This window comes from Phocaeicola faecium, from assembly GCF_014837055.1.
GTDB classification, from domain to species: domain Bacteria; phylum Bacteroidota; class Bacteroidia; order Bacteroidales; family Bacteroidaceae; genus Phocaeicola; species Phocaeicola gallinarum.
The window spans coordinates 564,936-580,496 of sequence record NZ_JACSPQ010000001.1; the positions used below are offsets into that span (position 1 = coordinate 564,936).

The window sequence follows — 15,561 nt, forward strand, 5'->3', positions numbered from 1 at the left end:
GCGCACACAAAGGTACATCTTATTTTTTAATTAGCAAAAAAAGCAATATATTTGTTCCTTAAAAACTCATGAAACAAGTAGATATATGGAGAAAGAACAAGGGCGTATCCGCATCAAAGATATAGCTCGCCAAGCAGGAGTTTCGGTAGGAACAATAGACAGAGTGCTTCATGGGCGAAGCGGAGTATCAGCAGAAAGCCGAAAGAAAGTAGAGGAGGTGTTGAAGCAGTTAGACTATCAGCCTAACATGTATGCCAGCGCATTAGCCTCGAATAAAAAATATAAATTCGCTTGTTTTATCCCTTTACACGTTTCGGGGGAATATTGGGAAGATGTAGAGCAAGGCATGGCTCAAGCTGTAAGTACGTATTCTGATTTTAATATTTCCTTAGAAACGTTTTATTACGACCAGTATGTTTCGGGAGCGTTTCAGGCCGTTGGAGAATCTGTCATGCAGTCGCTTCCTGATGCCCTTGTTTTGTCGCCGACGGGTGAGGATGAAACAGCACTTTTCGTATCTCAGTTACAGCGTGCAGGCATACCTTATATATTTATAGATTCTAATATTCCACGTCTTAATCCTTTGGCATTTTATGGGCAACATGCGCGTCAAAGCGGTTATTTTGCAGCCCGTATCCTGAAATTGTTGTCGCAGGAGAGCGAAGAGATAGTTGTTTTCCGACAGATAAATGAAGGTCATTTGGGTTCTAACCAGCAGTTTTATCGAGAAGCAGGATTCCATTCATACATGAAAGAGCATCACCCTGATTTGAAAATACACGAGCTGAATTTTTACGCCAAACAGCCTGACGAAAACGAACCGCTGCTCGATCATTTTTTTGCTTCACATCCTAATGTCACATGCGGCATTACATTCAATTCGAAAGTATACATCATCGGCGAATATATGGAGAAACACCGGCGGAAAGATTTCCGTTTGATGGGGTACGACCTTTTGCGACGTAACGTATCCTGTCTGAAAAACGGAACGGTGGATTTTATCATTGCCCAGCAGCCTACGCTACAAGGATACAACAGCATAGAGTGTTTATGTAACCATTTAATCTTAAAGAAAAAAGTAAAGCAATACAATTACATGCCCATCAGTTTGATAACGGTAGATAACATGGACTTCTACATCGACAGTCATACTTTATAAAATCATGGAAACTCGCTGTTTGAAAATAAACCCAACGGATAACGTAGCTGTGGCGATTCTCCCGCTTCGAGCAGGGGAAACGATTTGTATATGCGGAAAGGAAATCACCCTGCGCACCGATGTGCCTGCCGGACACAAGGTGACGTTAAAAAAATTCATAAAAGGGGAGAATGTAATCAAATACGGTTATCCCATCGGTCATACCATCAAGCCGATGGCACAGGGAAGCTGGATAAGTGAACGGGAAATCGAAACGAACCTGTCCGGTTTGTTAGAATACAGCTATCAGCCGACAACCGTTTTACTTGATATTCCGCAAGAGAACAAAACGTTCAAAGGCTATCGGCGCAAGAACGGCGAAGTAGGTATCCGCAACGAAATTTGGATAATCCCAACCGTAGGATGTGTGAACGGTGTAGTCAGCCGACTGGCGGATTTATTGCAGCGCGAAACCGGCGGTAAAGGGATAGACGGCATTCGGGCTTTTCCGCACAATTACGGTTGTTCTCAGTTAGGCGAAGACCATGAAAACACAAAAAAGATTCTGCGCAACACAACGCTTCACCCCAATGCCGGCGGCGTATTGGTGGTAGGTTTAGGCTGCGAGAACAATCAGCCCGACGACTTCCGTAAATATCTTGGTGCGTATGACAACGAGCGGATCCGTTTCCTGATAACTCAGAATGTAGACGACGAACTGGAAGAGGGTATGCGTATCTTACGCGAGATTTATGCACGCTGCAAGGAGGATGTGCGTTCCGACATCCCTCTGTCGGAACTTCGGATAGGACTGAAATGCGGAGGTTCCGACGGGTTTTCAGGCATCACGGCAAACCCGCTTTTGGGACTGTTTTCCGATTACCTGATAGCTCAAGGCGGAACAACGGTATTGACCGAAGTTCCGGAGATGTTTGGTGCGGAAACGATATTGATGAACCGATGTCGTAACAAAGAATTATTCGAACAAACCGTACGTTTGATAAACGACTTTAAAACATATTTTCTTTCGCATGGCGAACCGGTGGGTGAAAATCCTTCGCCCGGAAACAAAGCCGGCGGAATTTCCACGCTGGAAGAAAAAGCATTAGGGTGTACGCAGAAATGCGGAAAAAGTTACGTGTCGGGGGTAATGTCCTACGGCGAACGGTTGCAGTCGAAAGGATTGAATCTGCTTTCGGCTCCGGGCAACGACCTTGTGGCAGCAACGGCATTGGCAGCCTGCGGTTGCCACCTGATTCTATTCACCACCGGACGCGGTACACCTTTCGGTACTTACGTGCCCACACTTAAAATAGCCACCAACTCGGCTCTGGCAAAACACAAGCCGAAGTGGATAGATTTTAATGCAGGGACTATCGTTGAGGGCGAGTCCATCGAAATTACCTGCCGGCGCTTTATCGATTACGTTATCAGAGTAGCAAGCGGGGAGCAGGTTAGCAACGAGCGAGCCGGATATCACGAACTTGCCATCTTTAAAACCGGAGTAACCTTATAGTCCCGCTGCTTATTCGCATAGCGCACTTCTATAAATGTTCTTATCTGACGAAATCGCAGGATAATTTTCCATCGGCATCTTTCGTAAAACGCTACCGTTAGTGTTACTCATTCCATGCGGTAGCGTTACTTCGTTCTACCCATAGCGTTGATGGGTTCTACCGTTAGCGTTTTCAGACTCCATGATTAGTCTCGCAGGCTAAATCGCGAGAATCCAAAATTTGAAGCCGCACGAGACTTTCTCCGCAAATTTTAAAATCTCAGCATAACACGTAAGGTTCTCCCAATGGCAGAGTAGCACGGGGCATTTTAAAGCGAATCATATTACAAATGTAACGGGAAGCAGGTTTATTTATGTAATATCACAAATGTAATCAGCCGTAATTTGTGTACATTTGTAATAGGATAGGGGAGTCAGGCTATTAGAATCCATATTTGTTTCCAATCGGAATGTAAACAAATACTATTGTAAACGTATAGATATTAATGGCTTAATATGAACCTTTTAAGTATTGAAAATCAGAAAAATAACAAGAACATATAAATAAAAACTCCAATAATTTATGCAAATCATCGGTTTACGTATGTAAAGCAAGCGTTTTACACCTATATTTATTTATTAATCACGTTATTACCATTAATATAAGGATTGATATTAAAGCGATTATTCAAGTAAAAATAAGGGATTTACATCTGTAATACAGCTATTTGGATAGAAATCACAACCTTTGTAATACATTTGTAAAACTTTACTTTTCTAAAATTAAATTTGCTTTTGTCAATCCCTATTTATACCTTTGTAATGTGAAATTTTTAATATTACATCTGTAAATGAAAGACCGTATTCAACAAATAATGCAGAAAGAGGGACTGACGAATGCCGAATTTGCCGAGAAAATCGGTGTTTCCACCTCTTCGCTCTCTCACATCTTCAGCGGGCGCAATAACCCAAGTCTGGATGTGGTAATGCGGATTCATAAGGCATGTCCGTATGTCAATCTCGATTGGCTTCTCTACGGAGAGGGACAAATGGAAAGCCGGAAACAGGCTGTTACCGGCATTGACCAGTTTTCTCAGGCTGCCGAGAATCGCGAATTTACGGACAGACCGTCGGGCGATAACGATTTTCGCAAGGAAAACCCGCCACAACCGCCGTTTTACATGCCTAAAGAAACTGTAAGAGAAGAAATTAAGTATATAGAAAAGCCTCATCCCAAAATAACAGAAATAAGAATTTTCTTCGATAACGGAACGTATGAAACCTTTAAACCGGAAAAATAGCTGATAATCGCCCTGCCGCTTTGTCGGGTTGTATTATGTAAATTCGTATCTTTGCCCTACGAAACGATTTACCTGATTTTTGTATGAAGAAATACATTTTAGATTTAACGGTTACAGAGAACATACGGTTGCACACCAACTATGTCCTCATCAAACTAACTCAATCCGAGCCTCTGCCCGATATGCTTCCGGGACAGTTCGCCGAAATCCGAGTAGATGGTTCGAACACTACATTCTTGCGTCGTCCCATATCCATCAATTATGTAGATAGGACTACAAACGAAGTGTGGTTCTTAATCCAACTGGTAGGCGACGGAACACGCCAACTGGCTACTGTAAAAAAAGGCGATAACGTAAACGTAGTGCTCCCGCTGGGGAACGGATTTTCGATGCCGCAAACTCCCGACGAAAAGGTATTGCTGATAGGTGGCGGCGTAGGTACGGCACCCATGCTCTACTTGGGTGAAGCCTTGCTGAAAATGGGATGCAAACCAGCCTTCCTTTTGGGGGCGCGCTCAAAGAATGACTTGCTGCAACTGGAACAGTTTGAAGCCTTCGGCGATGTGTACACCACAACGGAAGACGGCAGCGCAGGCGAGAAAGGATACGTGACTATGCACAGTATTCTGAGGGGAAATAAATTTGACAAAATTTACACCTGCGGTCCCAAACCCATGATGATGGCGGTAGCCAAATATGCAAGCGAACACAACATCGAATGCGAAGTGTCGCTGGAGAATACCATGGCGTGCGGCGTGGGCGCTTGTCTTTGCTGTGTAGAGAACACAAAAGAAGGACACGTGTGTGTATGTAAAGAAGGTCCGGTATTTAATATAAAGAAATTATTATGGCAGATTTAAGTGTAAACATTGGCAAGCTGAATATGGCGAATCCGGTGATGACGGCATCGGGTACATTCGGTTATGGACTGGAGTTTCAGGACTTTGTTGACTTGGAGAAAATCGGGGGCATCATCGTGAAAGGTACTACGCTTCATCACCGTGAAGGGAATCCTTATCCGCGTATGGCGGAAACTCCGATGGGGATGCTGAACGCCGTAGGACTTCAGAATAAAGGAGTGCATTATTTTGTAGAACACATCTATCCTACGATAAAGGATATACGCACCAACATGATTGTAAACGTATCGGGCTCGCAAGTGGAGGATTATGCAGAAACGGCAAGCATCATCAACGAACTTGAGAATATCCCTGCCATCGAGCTGAATATCTCTTGCCCGAACGTAAAGCAGGGAGGTATGGCTTTCGGCGTGACTGCCCGCGGAGCTGCCGAGGTGGTAAGCGCGGTGCGCAAGGCATATAAAAAGACACTGATTGTAAAGCTCTCGCCGAACGTAACCGACATTACGGAGATAGCACGTGCAGTAGAAGGTGCCGGGGCAGACAGCGTTTCGCTTATCAACACGCTGCTGGGGATGGCTATCGACGCTGAAAAACGTAAGCCTGTATTGTCTACCACCACCGGAGGTATGAGCGGGGCAGCAGTTAAGCCCATCGCGTTGCGCATGGTATGGCAGGTAGCTAATGCCGTGAAGATTCCGGTTATCGGACTGGGAGGTATCATGAACTGGAAAGATGCCGTAGAGTTTTTGCTGGCGGGAGCCACGGCTATCCAGATAGGAACCGCAAACTTTATCGACCCTGCCGTTACCGTGAAAGTAGCTGCCGGCATTGATGATTACCTGAACCGTCACGGGTATGCTTCCGTTCGCGACATCATTGGAGCACTGGAAGTATAAAGACATAAAAAAAATCCGGTTCAGACCGGGCGGGCTTTCCGCCTGTTCTGAACCGGAATAACGTAAATATTATTTATCATTTCAACAAGTCGGGACGCAAGCGTTGCGTACGTTCCAACGACTGCTGAAATTCCCATTCATGAATCTTTGCTTCATGTCCTGATAAAAGAATATCGGGCACTCTCCATCCTTTGTATTCAGCCGGGCGCGTATAAACCGGCGGAGCAAGCAAATTGTCTTGAAAAGAATCCGACAGCGCCGACTGTTCGTCCGAGATGACTCCCGGAATAATCCGCACGACGGCATCGGCTATCACCGCCGCAGCCAGTTCGCCCCCCGTAAGTACATAATCGCCGATACTGATTTCCTTTGTTATGAAATGTTCGCGTATGCGATAATCTATTCCCTTGAAGTGTCCGCACAGGATAATCAGATTCTGACTCAACGAAAGCGTATTCGCCATCTTCTGATCGAACTGCTCGCCATCGGGTGTGGTGAAAATCACCTCATCGTAATCGCGCTCTGCCTTTAAAGCAGAAATACAGCGGTCTATCGGCTCTATCTTCATCACCATTCCCGCACATCCGCCAAACGGATAGTCATCGACCTTGCGGTAGCGGTCGTAAGCATAGTCGCGCAGGTTATGTATATGAAACTCAGCAATGCCTTTTTTCTGCGCCCGGCTCATGATAGAGTAATTGAAAAAGCCCTCTATCATTTCGGGCAAAACCGTTATAATGTCTATTCTCATATCTCTTGTTATTTTTCAGCAAAAATACGAATATTCCGCCGTCCGGCATCTCTTGAAAAGACATTTTTGCTATTTTTGCAAGAAACATCTCATAGACTAACCATGACAGAAATAGAAAGAATCGATCAGTTGCGCAACGAACTCCATGCGCATAATTATAATTACTACGTACTCAATGCCCCGGTTATCAGCGACCAAGAATTCGATAGACTGATGCGTGAGCTGCAAGATTTGGAAGCAAAACATCCGGAATGTTTCGATGCCAACTCGCCGACCATGCGCGTGGGCAGTGACCTTAACAAGAACTTCACGCAAGTAGAACATAAATATCCGATGCTTTCGCTGGGGAACACTTACTCGGAAAGCGAAGTGGCAGACTTTTATGAGCGTGTACGTAAATCGCTCAACGAGGATTTTGAAATCTGCTGCGAAATGAAGTTCGACGGAACATCTATCTCGCTGACGTATGAAGACGGAAAACTGGTGCGCGCCGTAACACGTGGCGACGGCGTAAAGGGCGACGATGTGACAGACAATGTAAAAACCATCCGAAGTATTCCGCTGGTACTTCACGGAGAAGGTTATCCGAAAAATTTTGAAATAAGAGGCGAAATTCTGATGCCGTGGACGGTATTCGAGGACTTGAACCGCGAGCGGGAATTGCGTGAAGAACCGCTTTTCGCCAATCCGCGTAACGCTGCTTCGGGGACGTTGAAGTCTCAGAACTCGGCCGTCGTAGCCAGCAGAAAACTGGATGCCTACCTTTATTACTTGCTGGGAGACAACTTGCCTCATGACGGACATTACGAAAACCTGCAAGAGGCTGAAAAATGGGGATTCAAAATATCTCACATCACCCGCAAGGTACGTACACTGGATGAAATCTTTGAATTTATCAACCATTGGGATGTAGAGCGGAAAAATCTGCCGGTGGCTACCGACGGAATCGTACTCAAAGTAAATTCCCTGCGCCAGCAACGCAATTTAGGTTATACGGCCAAATCGCCTCGCTGGGCCATCGCTTATAAATTCCAAGCAGAACAGGCGCTGACCAAACTGCTGAAAGTAACTTATCAGGTAGGCAGAACAGGAGCGGTGACTCCGGTAGCCAACTTGGAACCTGTGCAGCTTTCGGGAACTATCGTCAAACGGGCTTCACTGCATAATGCCGACATTATCGCCTCGCTGGATTTGCACATCGGCGACATGGTATATGTAGAAAAAGGAGGAGAAATCATCCCGAAAATTACAGGTGTAGACGTTGCATCGCGTCCGCAAAACAGCGAAAAGGTTACTTTCATCACCCACTGTCCGGAATGTGGAAGCAAATTAATCCGTTATGAAGACGAGGCTGCCCATTATTGTACGAACGAAACGGCCTGTCCGCCTCAAATCAAAGGTAAAATCGAGCATTTCATCAGCCGCAGGGCAATGAATATTGAAGGACTCGGACCGGAGACAGTAGACCAGTTTTATCAGGAAGGGATGATTCATAACGTTGCCGACCTGTACACGTTGAAAGCAGAAGACATCTGTAAGCTGGAACGCATGGGAGAAAAGTCTGCCGAAAATATCATTCAAGGCATCGAAGCCTCGAAACAAGTCCCTTACGAGCGGGTTCTTTTTGCATTGGGAATCCGATTTGTGGGCGAAACAGTCGCCAAAAAAGTAGCTAAAGCCTTCCGTTCCATCGATGCATTGGCAACAGCAACACTGGACGAACTGATTCACGTTGACGAGATTGGTGAGAAAATAGCCCAAAGCATCCTGCTGTACTTCTCGAACGAACAAAACCGGATGCTTGTCGAACGTTTGCGCCAAGCCGGATTAAAGTTGGAGGCCGATGAAGAAGATTTATCCGGACACACCGACAGACTTCAAGGTAAATCAATCGTCATCAGCGGTGTGTTTGCTTTACATTCGCGCGATGAATACAAAGACCTCATCGAGAAACACGGAGGAAAAAATGTAGGAAGCATTTCAAAGAAAACAAGTTTCATTCTTGCCGGAGACAATATGGGCCCAAGCAAATTAGAAAAAGCACAGAAATTGGGCATCCCCATCGTCGATGAAAACGAGTTTCTGTCAATGATAGCAGAAGAATAATAAAGAAAAGACTAAAAAGCTATTAAAAATAAACTTTTAACAGAAAATATTTCTACTTTTGTAATCAAAATAACGTGTATACGAACTTATCTATGATACAGAGAAGACTTAGAGGAATGGGAGTGGCTCTGATTACTCCTTTCAAAGAAGATGGAAGCGTAGACTATGATGCGCTGGTGAGGTTGGTTGAATTTCAGGTGCAAAACGGAACTGATTTTCTTTGTGTATTAGGAACTACCGCAGAAACTCCGACATTGACTGCCGAAGAAAAAAAGAAAATAAAACAAACTGTTGTAGAACGGGTAAACGGGCGTATTCCTATCTTGTTGGGCGTAAGCAGCAACTGTACCCAAACGGTTGTCGATACTTTGAAAAACGATGATTTCAGCGGTGTAGACGCTGTATTGGTTGCAGTTCCTTATTACAACAAACCCTCGCAAGAAGGCATTTACCAACACTATAAAGCCATCGCAAATGCTACCAAACTTCCGGTGGTTCTTTATAACGTACCGGGACGCACGGGAGTAAACATGACTGCTGAAACTACGCTCCGACTTGCACGCGACTTTGAAAACATCGTTGCCATAAAAGAGGCATCGGGAAATATTACGCAGATGGATGATATCATCAAGAACAAACCTAAAAACTTCGATGTCATCTCCGGAGACGACGGCATTACCTTCCCGCTTATTACGCTGGGAGCGGTAGGAGTTATTTCAGTTATCGGCAACGCTTTCCCGAAAGAGTTCAGCCGCATGACACGCTTGGCTTTGGCTGGTGATTATACAAGCGCATTAAGCATCCATCACAAATTTACCGAACTGTTTAAGCTATTGTTTGTCGACGGTAATCCGGCAGGCGTGAAAGCAATGCTGAGCATGATGGGCATGATTGAGAACCGCCTTCGCCTTCCTCTTGTGCCAACTCGTATTACCACCTATGAAGAAATGCGCCGCATCTTGGAGCAACTAAAAATAAAATGTTGATTACAACCTCTACACAAGAAATCCTCCTTACAGATTCATGAATTTGCAAGGAGGATTTTTTGTATCTGGAAACCAGAAAGTTGCCAATGAAGCGACCTTATGTTAAAAGTATACAAACCAAAGCCTAATAATAGACAGATAAATTGTTTTTCCCCCATCTTTTTAGTTTATTTGCAAATATACTTATCTTGATAATTAGGCATACGATGAAAACATATCTTTATTCTCTGCTATTAGCTTTCTCTTTGTTCTTCTTTTCATGTAAAGATGAAAGCTCCATCGAACTCTTTCAACAGTCGTCAGAGATTGCCATGAATTTCCCGATAAAAGACGGAATCATTTCTTACCGCATCAACCACGGGGGAGAAATAGCCATGTATGGAGGAGTGGGTACTTACGGCGTTTTTTCAAATAATGAAGTGGTTGCCACTGCCGAGGTCGTTAATAACGAATATATACGGGTTTATGCACAAAGTGTCGGAACAGCAGAACTAACAGTGCAAGACGATGCGCATAACGCAGCATTGGTACGGATTGTGGTGGAACCGGATCTGCGCGAAGCTATCGTTCTAAAAATCGATTATGAAATAGAAGGAGTTTCGGAAGAAGAGAAAGAACTGATAAAAGAAGAACTTACCGCCACCGAAGAATGGAATAATGCCCATATCTTATTTGAATTTGACCAAGCCGATGCCGGACAGCTTACAGCAACCGATGGTAAAAGTTCAAATCACCTGATAGAGAATGTTCCATTCGTATGGAGTGATTATAACTTGTTTGTCGACGATGGGTTAAGAGCGTCTTTAAACTTTGTTTATCGTGGGAACTTACTTGCAGAAAACATTGATTCAACAGACTGTAATTCAGAAATTCAATTCGGTGCATGGGAGCTTGATGTTACTTCCGATTTCCAAAAACAGTATCCCGGCATAACCAGTCTGAAGAAAATATTTTGGGTTACGATAGGAAAGTGATTATACAAAGCAATAAGACATAAAAAAAGTTCCTACATTCTTTTCAGAAAGTAGGAACTTCTGTGACCGCGACAGGATTCAAACCTGTAACCGGCTGATCCGTAGTCAGCTACTCTATTCAGTTGAGCTACGCGGCCATCAATTATTAACTATGACGAAGTGTGACCACGACAGGATTCAAACCTGTAACCGGCTGATCCGTAGTCAGCTACTCTATTCAGTTGAGCTACGTGGCCAAAACTTCTTGTTTAAGAATTTCAAAGAACAGTGACCGCGACAGGATTCAAACCTGTAACCGGCTGATCCGTAGTCAGCTACTCTATTCAGTTGAGCTACGCGGCCTTGTGTCTTTTCTTAACGGGTGCAAAGGTATGGCTTTTTCATGAAACTACCAAATGTTTGAGCAACTTTTTTGCAATAATTTATTCCATAAATCTCGTTCCGAATACTTGCCAGCCCAGTGTAAGACCGAAATTCCAGTTCTTAGACGGTGAGCTATAATGATTTACGTAAGCGCTTATCGCACCAAACGGAAGTTTAACAACCAAAGCCAATTCTCCCAAATATTCTACACCGTGGAATAATTCGCCGTAATAAGCTTTCCGGTTAGCGTCTTGCTTGATTGGAAATATCGGAACAAAACCGTAAATTCCCGCCCGAGCATGAAAAACAGAGTTGAACTGATAAATGGGGCAAATACCTGCTCCTACAAATTGGTTTGCACGGAAAGCCTCATTATATGTAATCTTACTGTGAGCAGTAGGTGCAAAAGTTCCTGCCTGCATCATGCTTGCCCGATAATTATGGCTGAAGTTACGCGATGAATAATAGGCGTGCAGATAAGCCCCTAACGTGAAATTGTGACGTAAATTGTAATATCGCTCCAATTCGTAAGATAATTGCAGCCACGACTGTATGTATTTATACCCACCCTCGTAAGAGTCTTCTCCGATGCCGGGATAAAAATGTTCACGCCCGGTATAAATATGTGCAGCCAATCTTTCTCTGCGTCCCGACGTAGCAAACTGGCGGCTGTTCAACGTATTGCCGTCCAGTGCAACCGACCCTCCAAAAATCGTGTATTGACTCCGATCTCTCTTCGCCGTAGAAAAATCAATAATGTTCGTCTGAAAATACTGGTCTTCCAAATTGCCTAACCCAATGCCAAATTCGGCTTTCTGACGACTGAGGAATGGAATGGACACATAAAGTTTTACAAACTCTTCCTTCTGCTTATTGAAAACAGGGCTATTTCCTTTCGTTAAAAATTTGCCCTGCTTCTGATAATCGAACGTAGAAAGCGAAGCTACCAGACGATAAGAAGTAGGTAAACGTGTAGGCAGATCAATACGTCCGGAAAGCTGGACATTATTATAAATCTGCCCCAACTGTCCGTCAAACGAAAATTCTTTCGCAAAGTTATTCAGGTTGTGATAAGTCGCCCCCACATAAACCTGATTTGAACCGTTCGAACCAACGTTTCCTCCCACACGCAGAGACAGATCGTCTTCCATCGTTACTTTCAGGCGCAAATTAAATACGCTGTCTATCGGATTATAAGTAACGTGGGGAAGGATTTCTGAAATCATATTATCGGAAATCAATCTAAAATACCCCCGTCGAAGTTCTTCCAAATCAAAACTTCCATCTTTTTCCGTATGAAATTCTTTGCGGATATATCGTTGCTGTTGATAATTCACTCCATCAATGGTTATTTTGCGGAAGCGAAAAGCCGGCAAAGCGTTTCGATAAGCTATTCTCCGTCTGGTTAGTTGCCGATAGTTCACCCTCCGCGAAATACGTGATTTAATGGTATCCATCAGTTGAATGGCACGCTCGTAACCGATGTCATGAAGTTCATCAAAACGGTCGAAATCCATCAAATTCACATCATCATACTTAAAAGTCATCAAGATACCCAAAGAGTCGGGCAGCGTATAATCGGTTTTCTGCATAATCATACTTTCCAACTGCCCGATAAGATCGCCTTCTTTGGGCTTTCCGGGATTGGAACTGACCACGCTGCCGATGATGATATCGGGATGAAAATCTTCTACCATCACATTAACCGGAAAGTTATTATAGATGCCTCCGTCGTATGCCAAGACAGAATCTATTTCAATAGGTTTAAACATGGCAGGGAAACTCATTGAGGCTCGTACTGCATCGCCCAAGTCTCCTCGGCTGAATATGATGGGACGCTTATTATACACATCAGAAGCCACACAACGGAAAGGGATGAAAAGTTTATTAAAATCGTTTCGACAAGAGGCCGTGGCCTGACCAAACAGTTCAACGAAAGCAAGATTCATCTGAAGCGGATTAACCACGCTCGATGGTAAAATCTGTGTTTTCATCTTGTGAAGCGGATTTTTCAGCGATACGCGGATATTTATAAACTCCGGTGTAGGCGGATTCTTTTTAAAATAATACACGTATTTTTCCTCAATGTCTCCGGTATACCAACGCTTGAAATCGTCCGATTTGATGATACGCTCCATATCGTCGGGCGAATATCCCATCGCATATAGCGACCCGACGATAGCTCCCATTGATGTTCCCGCCACGTAGTCGATAGGTATATTATTTTCTTCCAACGCACGGATAATACCAATGTGGGTTAATCCTTTGGCACCGCCTCCACTAAGCACTAATCCTACTTTTTGGGCAGAAAGGGGAAGTACCGCAAACCAAGCCGCAACACAAACCAGCAACACGAAGCCTAATCTTTTCATAAAATATTCGGTTAAGTCAATATCAAAGATACAAGCAAAAACTGATACTCTGTAAAAAAAAAGATTTTTTAAGGATTACCTTTCCGGAAAAGGGAAATAAAGGACAGAAAAACATACGCATGGACTATGGAAAAACACACGCAAAAAAAGAGGCTGCCAATACTGACAGCCCCTAACCAATATCTTGAAATGAAAGACACTATTAATTATCAGATCATCTCGATGCTGCGTTTTACAAAATTAGTCAACGCTTCACCCTTCAACATATTGTTTTGCAATAAAGCAAGGTCAATCAGTTGGTGAACCACCTTATTGCCGGCGGCATATTCATTGATAACACCGTCTTTCTGCTTCTTCTGGTCATCCAATTTCTTTTCCACGTCTGCCAATTCGTCTTTTCCCGCCGTCGGGATTTCGTCAGACTTCTTGCCTTCTTGCGCTTTATGAAGTTCGTTCATGCGAAGTGTGAGCATGGCAATCTCTGATTCAATCGGAACCAACTTTTCTGCACATGCCGATTCAGCGTCTGCCAATACTTGTTTAATCAGCTTGTGGTCGCTGTTCAAAACCAAGCTATACATATCCGGCATTTCGCCGTAGAAACTCATACCCGGCTGAATGTTTGCCATTTCTTTCATTCGGCGCATATATTCTGCCTGCGTAATCACGATGGGAGCCGCTGTTTCGCCCATAGCCTGTGTATCGACGTTGAATTCAACCTTCTGCACATTCGGAAGTTGTCCTCTGAATACGGTTGCCAGAACCTGACGCTTGTCTGACGGAAGTTCTTCGCCTTTCTGTTCTTCTTTTACAATCAAGCGGTCAATAACGTCGCTGTCTACACGTGTAAAACGGCTCTTTTCAAATTTCTGTTCCAGCATGTTAATCATCGGAACATCCAACTGTCCGTCCATCAGCAACACGTTATAGCCCTTGTTTTTAGCCGCATCGATGTAGGTATATTGTTCATCTGTATTGTTGGCATACAGATAAATCAAGTTGCCATCCTTATCCGTCTGGTTATCTTTAATCAGCGTCTGATATTCTTCGAAAGTATAATACTTACTGTCGGTGTCTTTGAAGAGAGCAAACTTGTTTGCTTTTTCGTAGAAGTCTTCCTGTGTAAGCATTCCGTAATTAATGAATATCTTCAAATCATCCCACTTGGTTTCAAACTCTTTACGGTCGTTTTTAAAGATAGACTGCAAGCGGTCTGCCACCTTTTTGGTAATGTAGGTAGAGATTTTCTTTACATTCGAGTCGCTCTGCAAATAAGAGCGTGATACGTTCAGCGGAATATCCGGAGAGTCGATAACGCCGTGCAGCAACGTCAGGAAGTCGGGCACGATACCCTCTACCGAGTCGGTTACATACACCTGATTGCAATACAGTTGTATCTTGTTCTTCTGTAAATCAATGTTGCTCTTTATTTTCGGGAAATAAAGTACACCGGTCAGGTTAAACGGATAATCCACATTCAAGTGAATCCAGAACAGCGGTTCGTCAGACATCGGATACAAATCGCGGTAGAACTTCTTGTAATCCTCGTCTTTCAGTTCGCTCGGCTTTTTCGTCCAAATAGGTGTGCTGTCGTTTATCACGTTATATTCGTCCGTTTCTACCTGCTTGCCGTCTTTCCATTCTTTCTTTTTGCCGAAAGCTACCGGAACAGGCAAGAACCGGCAGTATTTGCTAAGCAACCCCTGTATGCGTGATTCTTCCAAAAACTCACGGCAGTCATCGTCAACATACAGTATCACGTCGGTACCACGGTCGGCTCTGTCGGCATCCTCCAGCGTAAACTCCGGACTGCCGTCGCATGTCCATTTCACTGATTTTGCATCGTCACGGTACGATTTGGTAACGATTTCGACTTTCTTTGCCACCATGAAGGCAGAATAGAATCCCAATCCGAAATGACCGATGATGGCATTTGCATCGTCTTTATATTTTTCAAGGAAATCGTTGGCTCCCGAGAAAGCAATCTGATTAATGTATTTATCGATTTCCTCAGCCGTAAGTCCCAAACCACGGTCGGAAATGGTAATCGTGTCTTTATCTACTTTCACCTGAATGGTCAAGTCGCCCAGTTCTCCTTTAAACTCGCCTTTCGAAGCAAGTGTTTTTAACTTCTGAGTGGCATCGACCGCATTGGATACCAATTCGCGGAGAAAAATTTCATGATCGCTATACAAGAATTTCTTGATGATGGGGAAAATGTTCTCTGTTGTAACCCCGATATTACCTTTCTGCATAATCTATATATTATTAATGTTATTCAAATACCGCTTTACAAGTAGACAAAAAAAATGCCAG

General features: G+C 43.9%; 11 protein-coding genes and 3 tRNA genes. 8 read left to right on the top strand and 6 right to left on the bottom strand.

From position 1 onward, the window contains the following. Window positions 1–85 precede the first annotated feature (85 nt). From H9626_RS02505 to H9626_RS02525, 5 genes are all read left to right on the top strand, one after another. Entirely contained in the window at window positions 86–1,159 is a 1,074-nt protein-coding gene (locus H9626_RS02505; RefSeq protein WP_191709465.1) for a LacI family DNA-binding transcriptional regulator, read from the top strand. 4 nt (window positions 1,160–1,163) lie between these two features. Then, a complete protein-coding gene (locus H9626_RS02510; RefSeq protein WP_191709466.1) occupies window positions 1,164–2,654 on the top strand; it encodes a UxaA family hydrolase in 1,491 nt (496 codons plus the stop codon). An 830-nt stretch (window positions 2,655–3,484) separates the two neighbouring features. Further along, window positions 3,485–3,934 (top strand): helix-turn-helix domain-containing protein, encoded by a 450-nt coding sequence (locus tag H9626_RS02515; RefSeq protein ID WP_191709467.1) that lies wholly within the window; start codon window positions 3,485–3,487, stop codon window positions 3,932–3,934. An 83-nt stretch (window positions 3,935–4,017) separates the two neighbouring features. Beyond that, a complete protein-coding gene (locus H9626_RS02520; RefSeq protein WP_191709468.1) occupies window positions 4,018–4,794 on the top strand; it encodes a dihydroorotate dehydrogenase electron transfer subunit in 777 nt (258 codons plus the stop codon). Beyond that, the gene (locus H9626_RS02525; RefSeq protein WP_191709469.1) at window positions 4,782–5,693 is read left to right on the top strand and encodes a dihydroorotate dehydrogenase; all 912 of its coding nucleotides are present in this window, start codon (window positions 4,782–4,784) and stop codon (window positions 5,691–5,693) included. The genes H9626_RS02520 and H9626_RS02525 overlap by 13 nt, the downstream gene beginning before the upstream one ends. 76 nt (window positions 5,694–5,769) lie before the next feature. Here H9626_RS02525 and trmD read toward each other — a convergent pair whose 3' ends face one another. Then, window positions 5,770–6,444, bottom strand: a complete 675-nt coding sequence (gene trmD, locus H9626_RS02530) for a tRNA (guanosine(37)-N1)-methyltransferase TrmD (RefSeq protein ID WP_191709470.1) — start codon at window positions 6,442–6,444, stop codon at window positions 5,770–5,772. A gap of 102 nt (window positions 6,445–6,546) precedes the next feature. Between trmD and ligA the strand changes: the two genes are divergently transcribed. From ligA to H9626_RS02545, 3 genes are all read left to right on the top strand, one after another. Continuing rightward, a complete protein-coding gene (gene ligA / locus H9626_RS02535; protein ID WP_191709471.1) occupies window positions 6,547–8,550 on the top strand; it encodes an NAD-dependent DNA ligase LigA in 2,004 nt (667 codons plus the stop codon). 92 nt (window positions 8,551–8,642) lie between these two features. Next, the gene (gene dapA, locus H9626_RS02540; protein WP_178256389.1) at window positions 8,643–9,536 is read left to right on the top strand and encodes a 4-hydroxy-tetrahydrodipicolinate synthase; all 894 of its coding nucleotides are present in this window, start codon (window positions 8,643–8,645) and stop codon (window positions 9,534–9,536) included. Window positions 9,537–9,742: 206 nt separating this feature from the next. After that, window positions 9,743–10,510 carry a hypothetical protein gene (locus H9626_RS02545; protein ID WP_191709472.1) on the top strand — a complete coding sequence of 256 codons (768 nt, stop codon included), beginning with the start codon at window positions 9,743–9,745 and terminating at the stop codon, window positions 10,508–10,510. Between the two features lie 63 nt (window positions 10,511–10,573). Here H9626_RS02545 and H9626_RS02550 read toward each other — a convergent pair. The 5 genes from H9626_RS02550 to htpG form a co-directional block, all read right to left on the bottom strand. After that, window positions 10,574–10,647 (bottom strand) — tRNA-Arg (locus H9626_RS02550). 25 nt (window positions 10,648–10,672) lie between these two features. Continuing rightward, window positions 10,673–10,746 (bottom strand) — tRNA-Arg (locus tag H9626_RS02555). 32 nt (window positions 10,747–10,778) lie between these two features. Continuing rightward, window positions 10,779–10,852: transfer RNA gene (locus H9626_RS02560), tRNA-Arg, on the bottom strand. Between the two features lie 80 nt (window positions 10,853–10,932). Then, window positions 10,933–13,245 (bottom strand): patatin-like phospholipase family protein, encoded by a 2,313-nt coding sequence (locus H9626_RS02565; RefSeq protein WP_191709473.1) that lies wholly within the window; start codon window positions 13,243–13,245, stop codon window positions 10,933–10,935. Window positions 13,246–13,454: 209 nt separating this feature from the next. Further along, window positions 13,455–15,500: a molecular chaperone HtpG gene (gene htpG, locus H9626_RS02570; RefSeq protein ID WP_191709474.1), complete on the bottom strand. Its 2,046-nt coding sequence runs from the start codon at window positions 15,498–15,500 to the stop codon at window positions 13,455–13,457. Window positions 15,501–15,561: the final 61 nt, after the last annotated feature.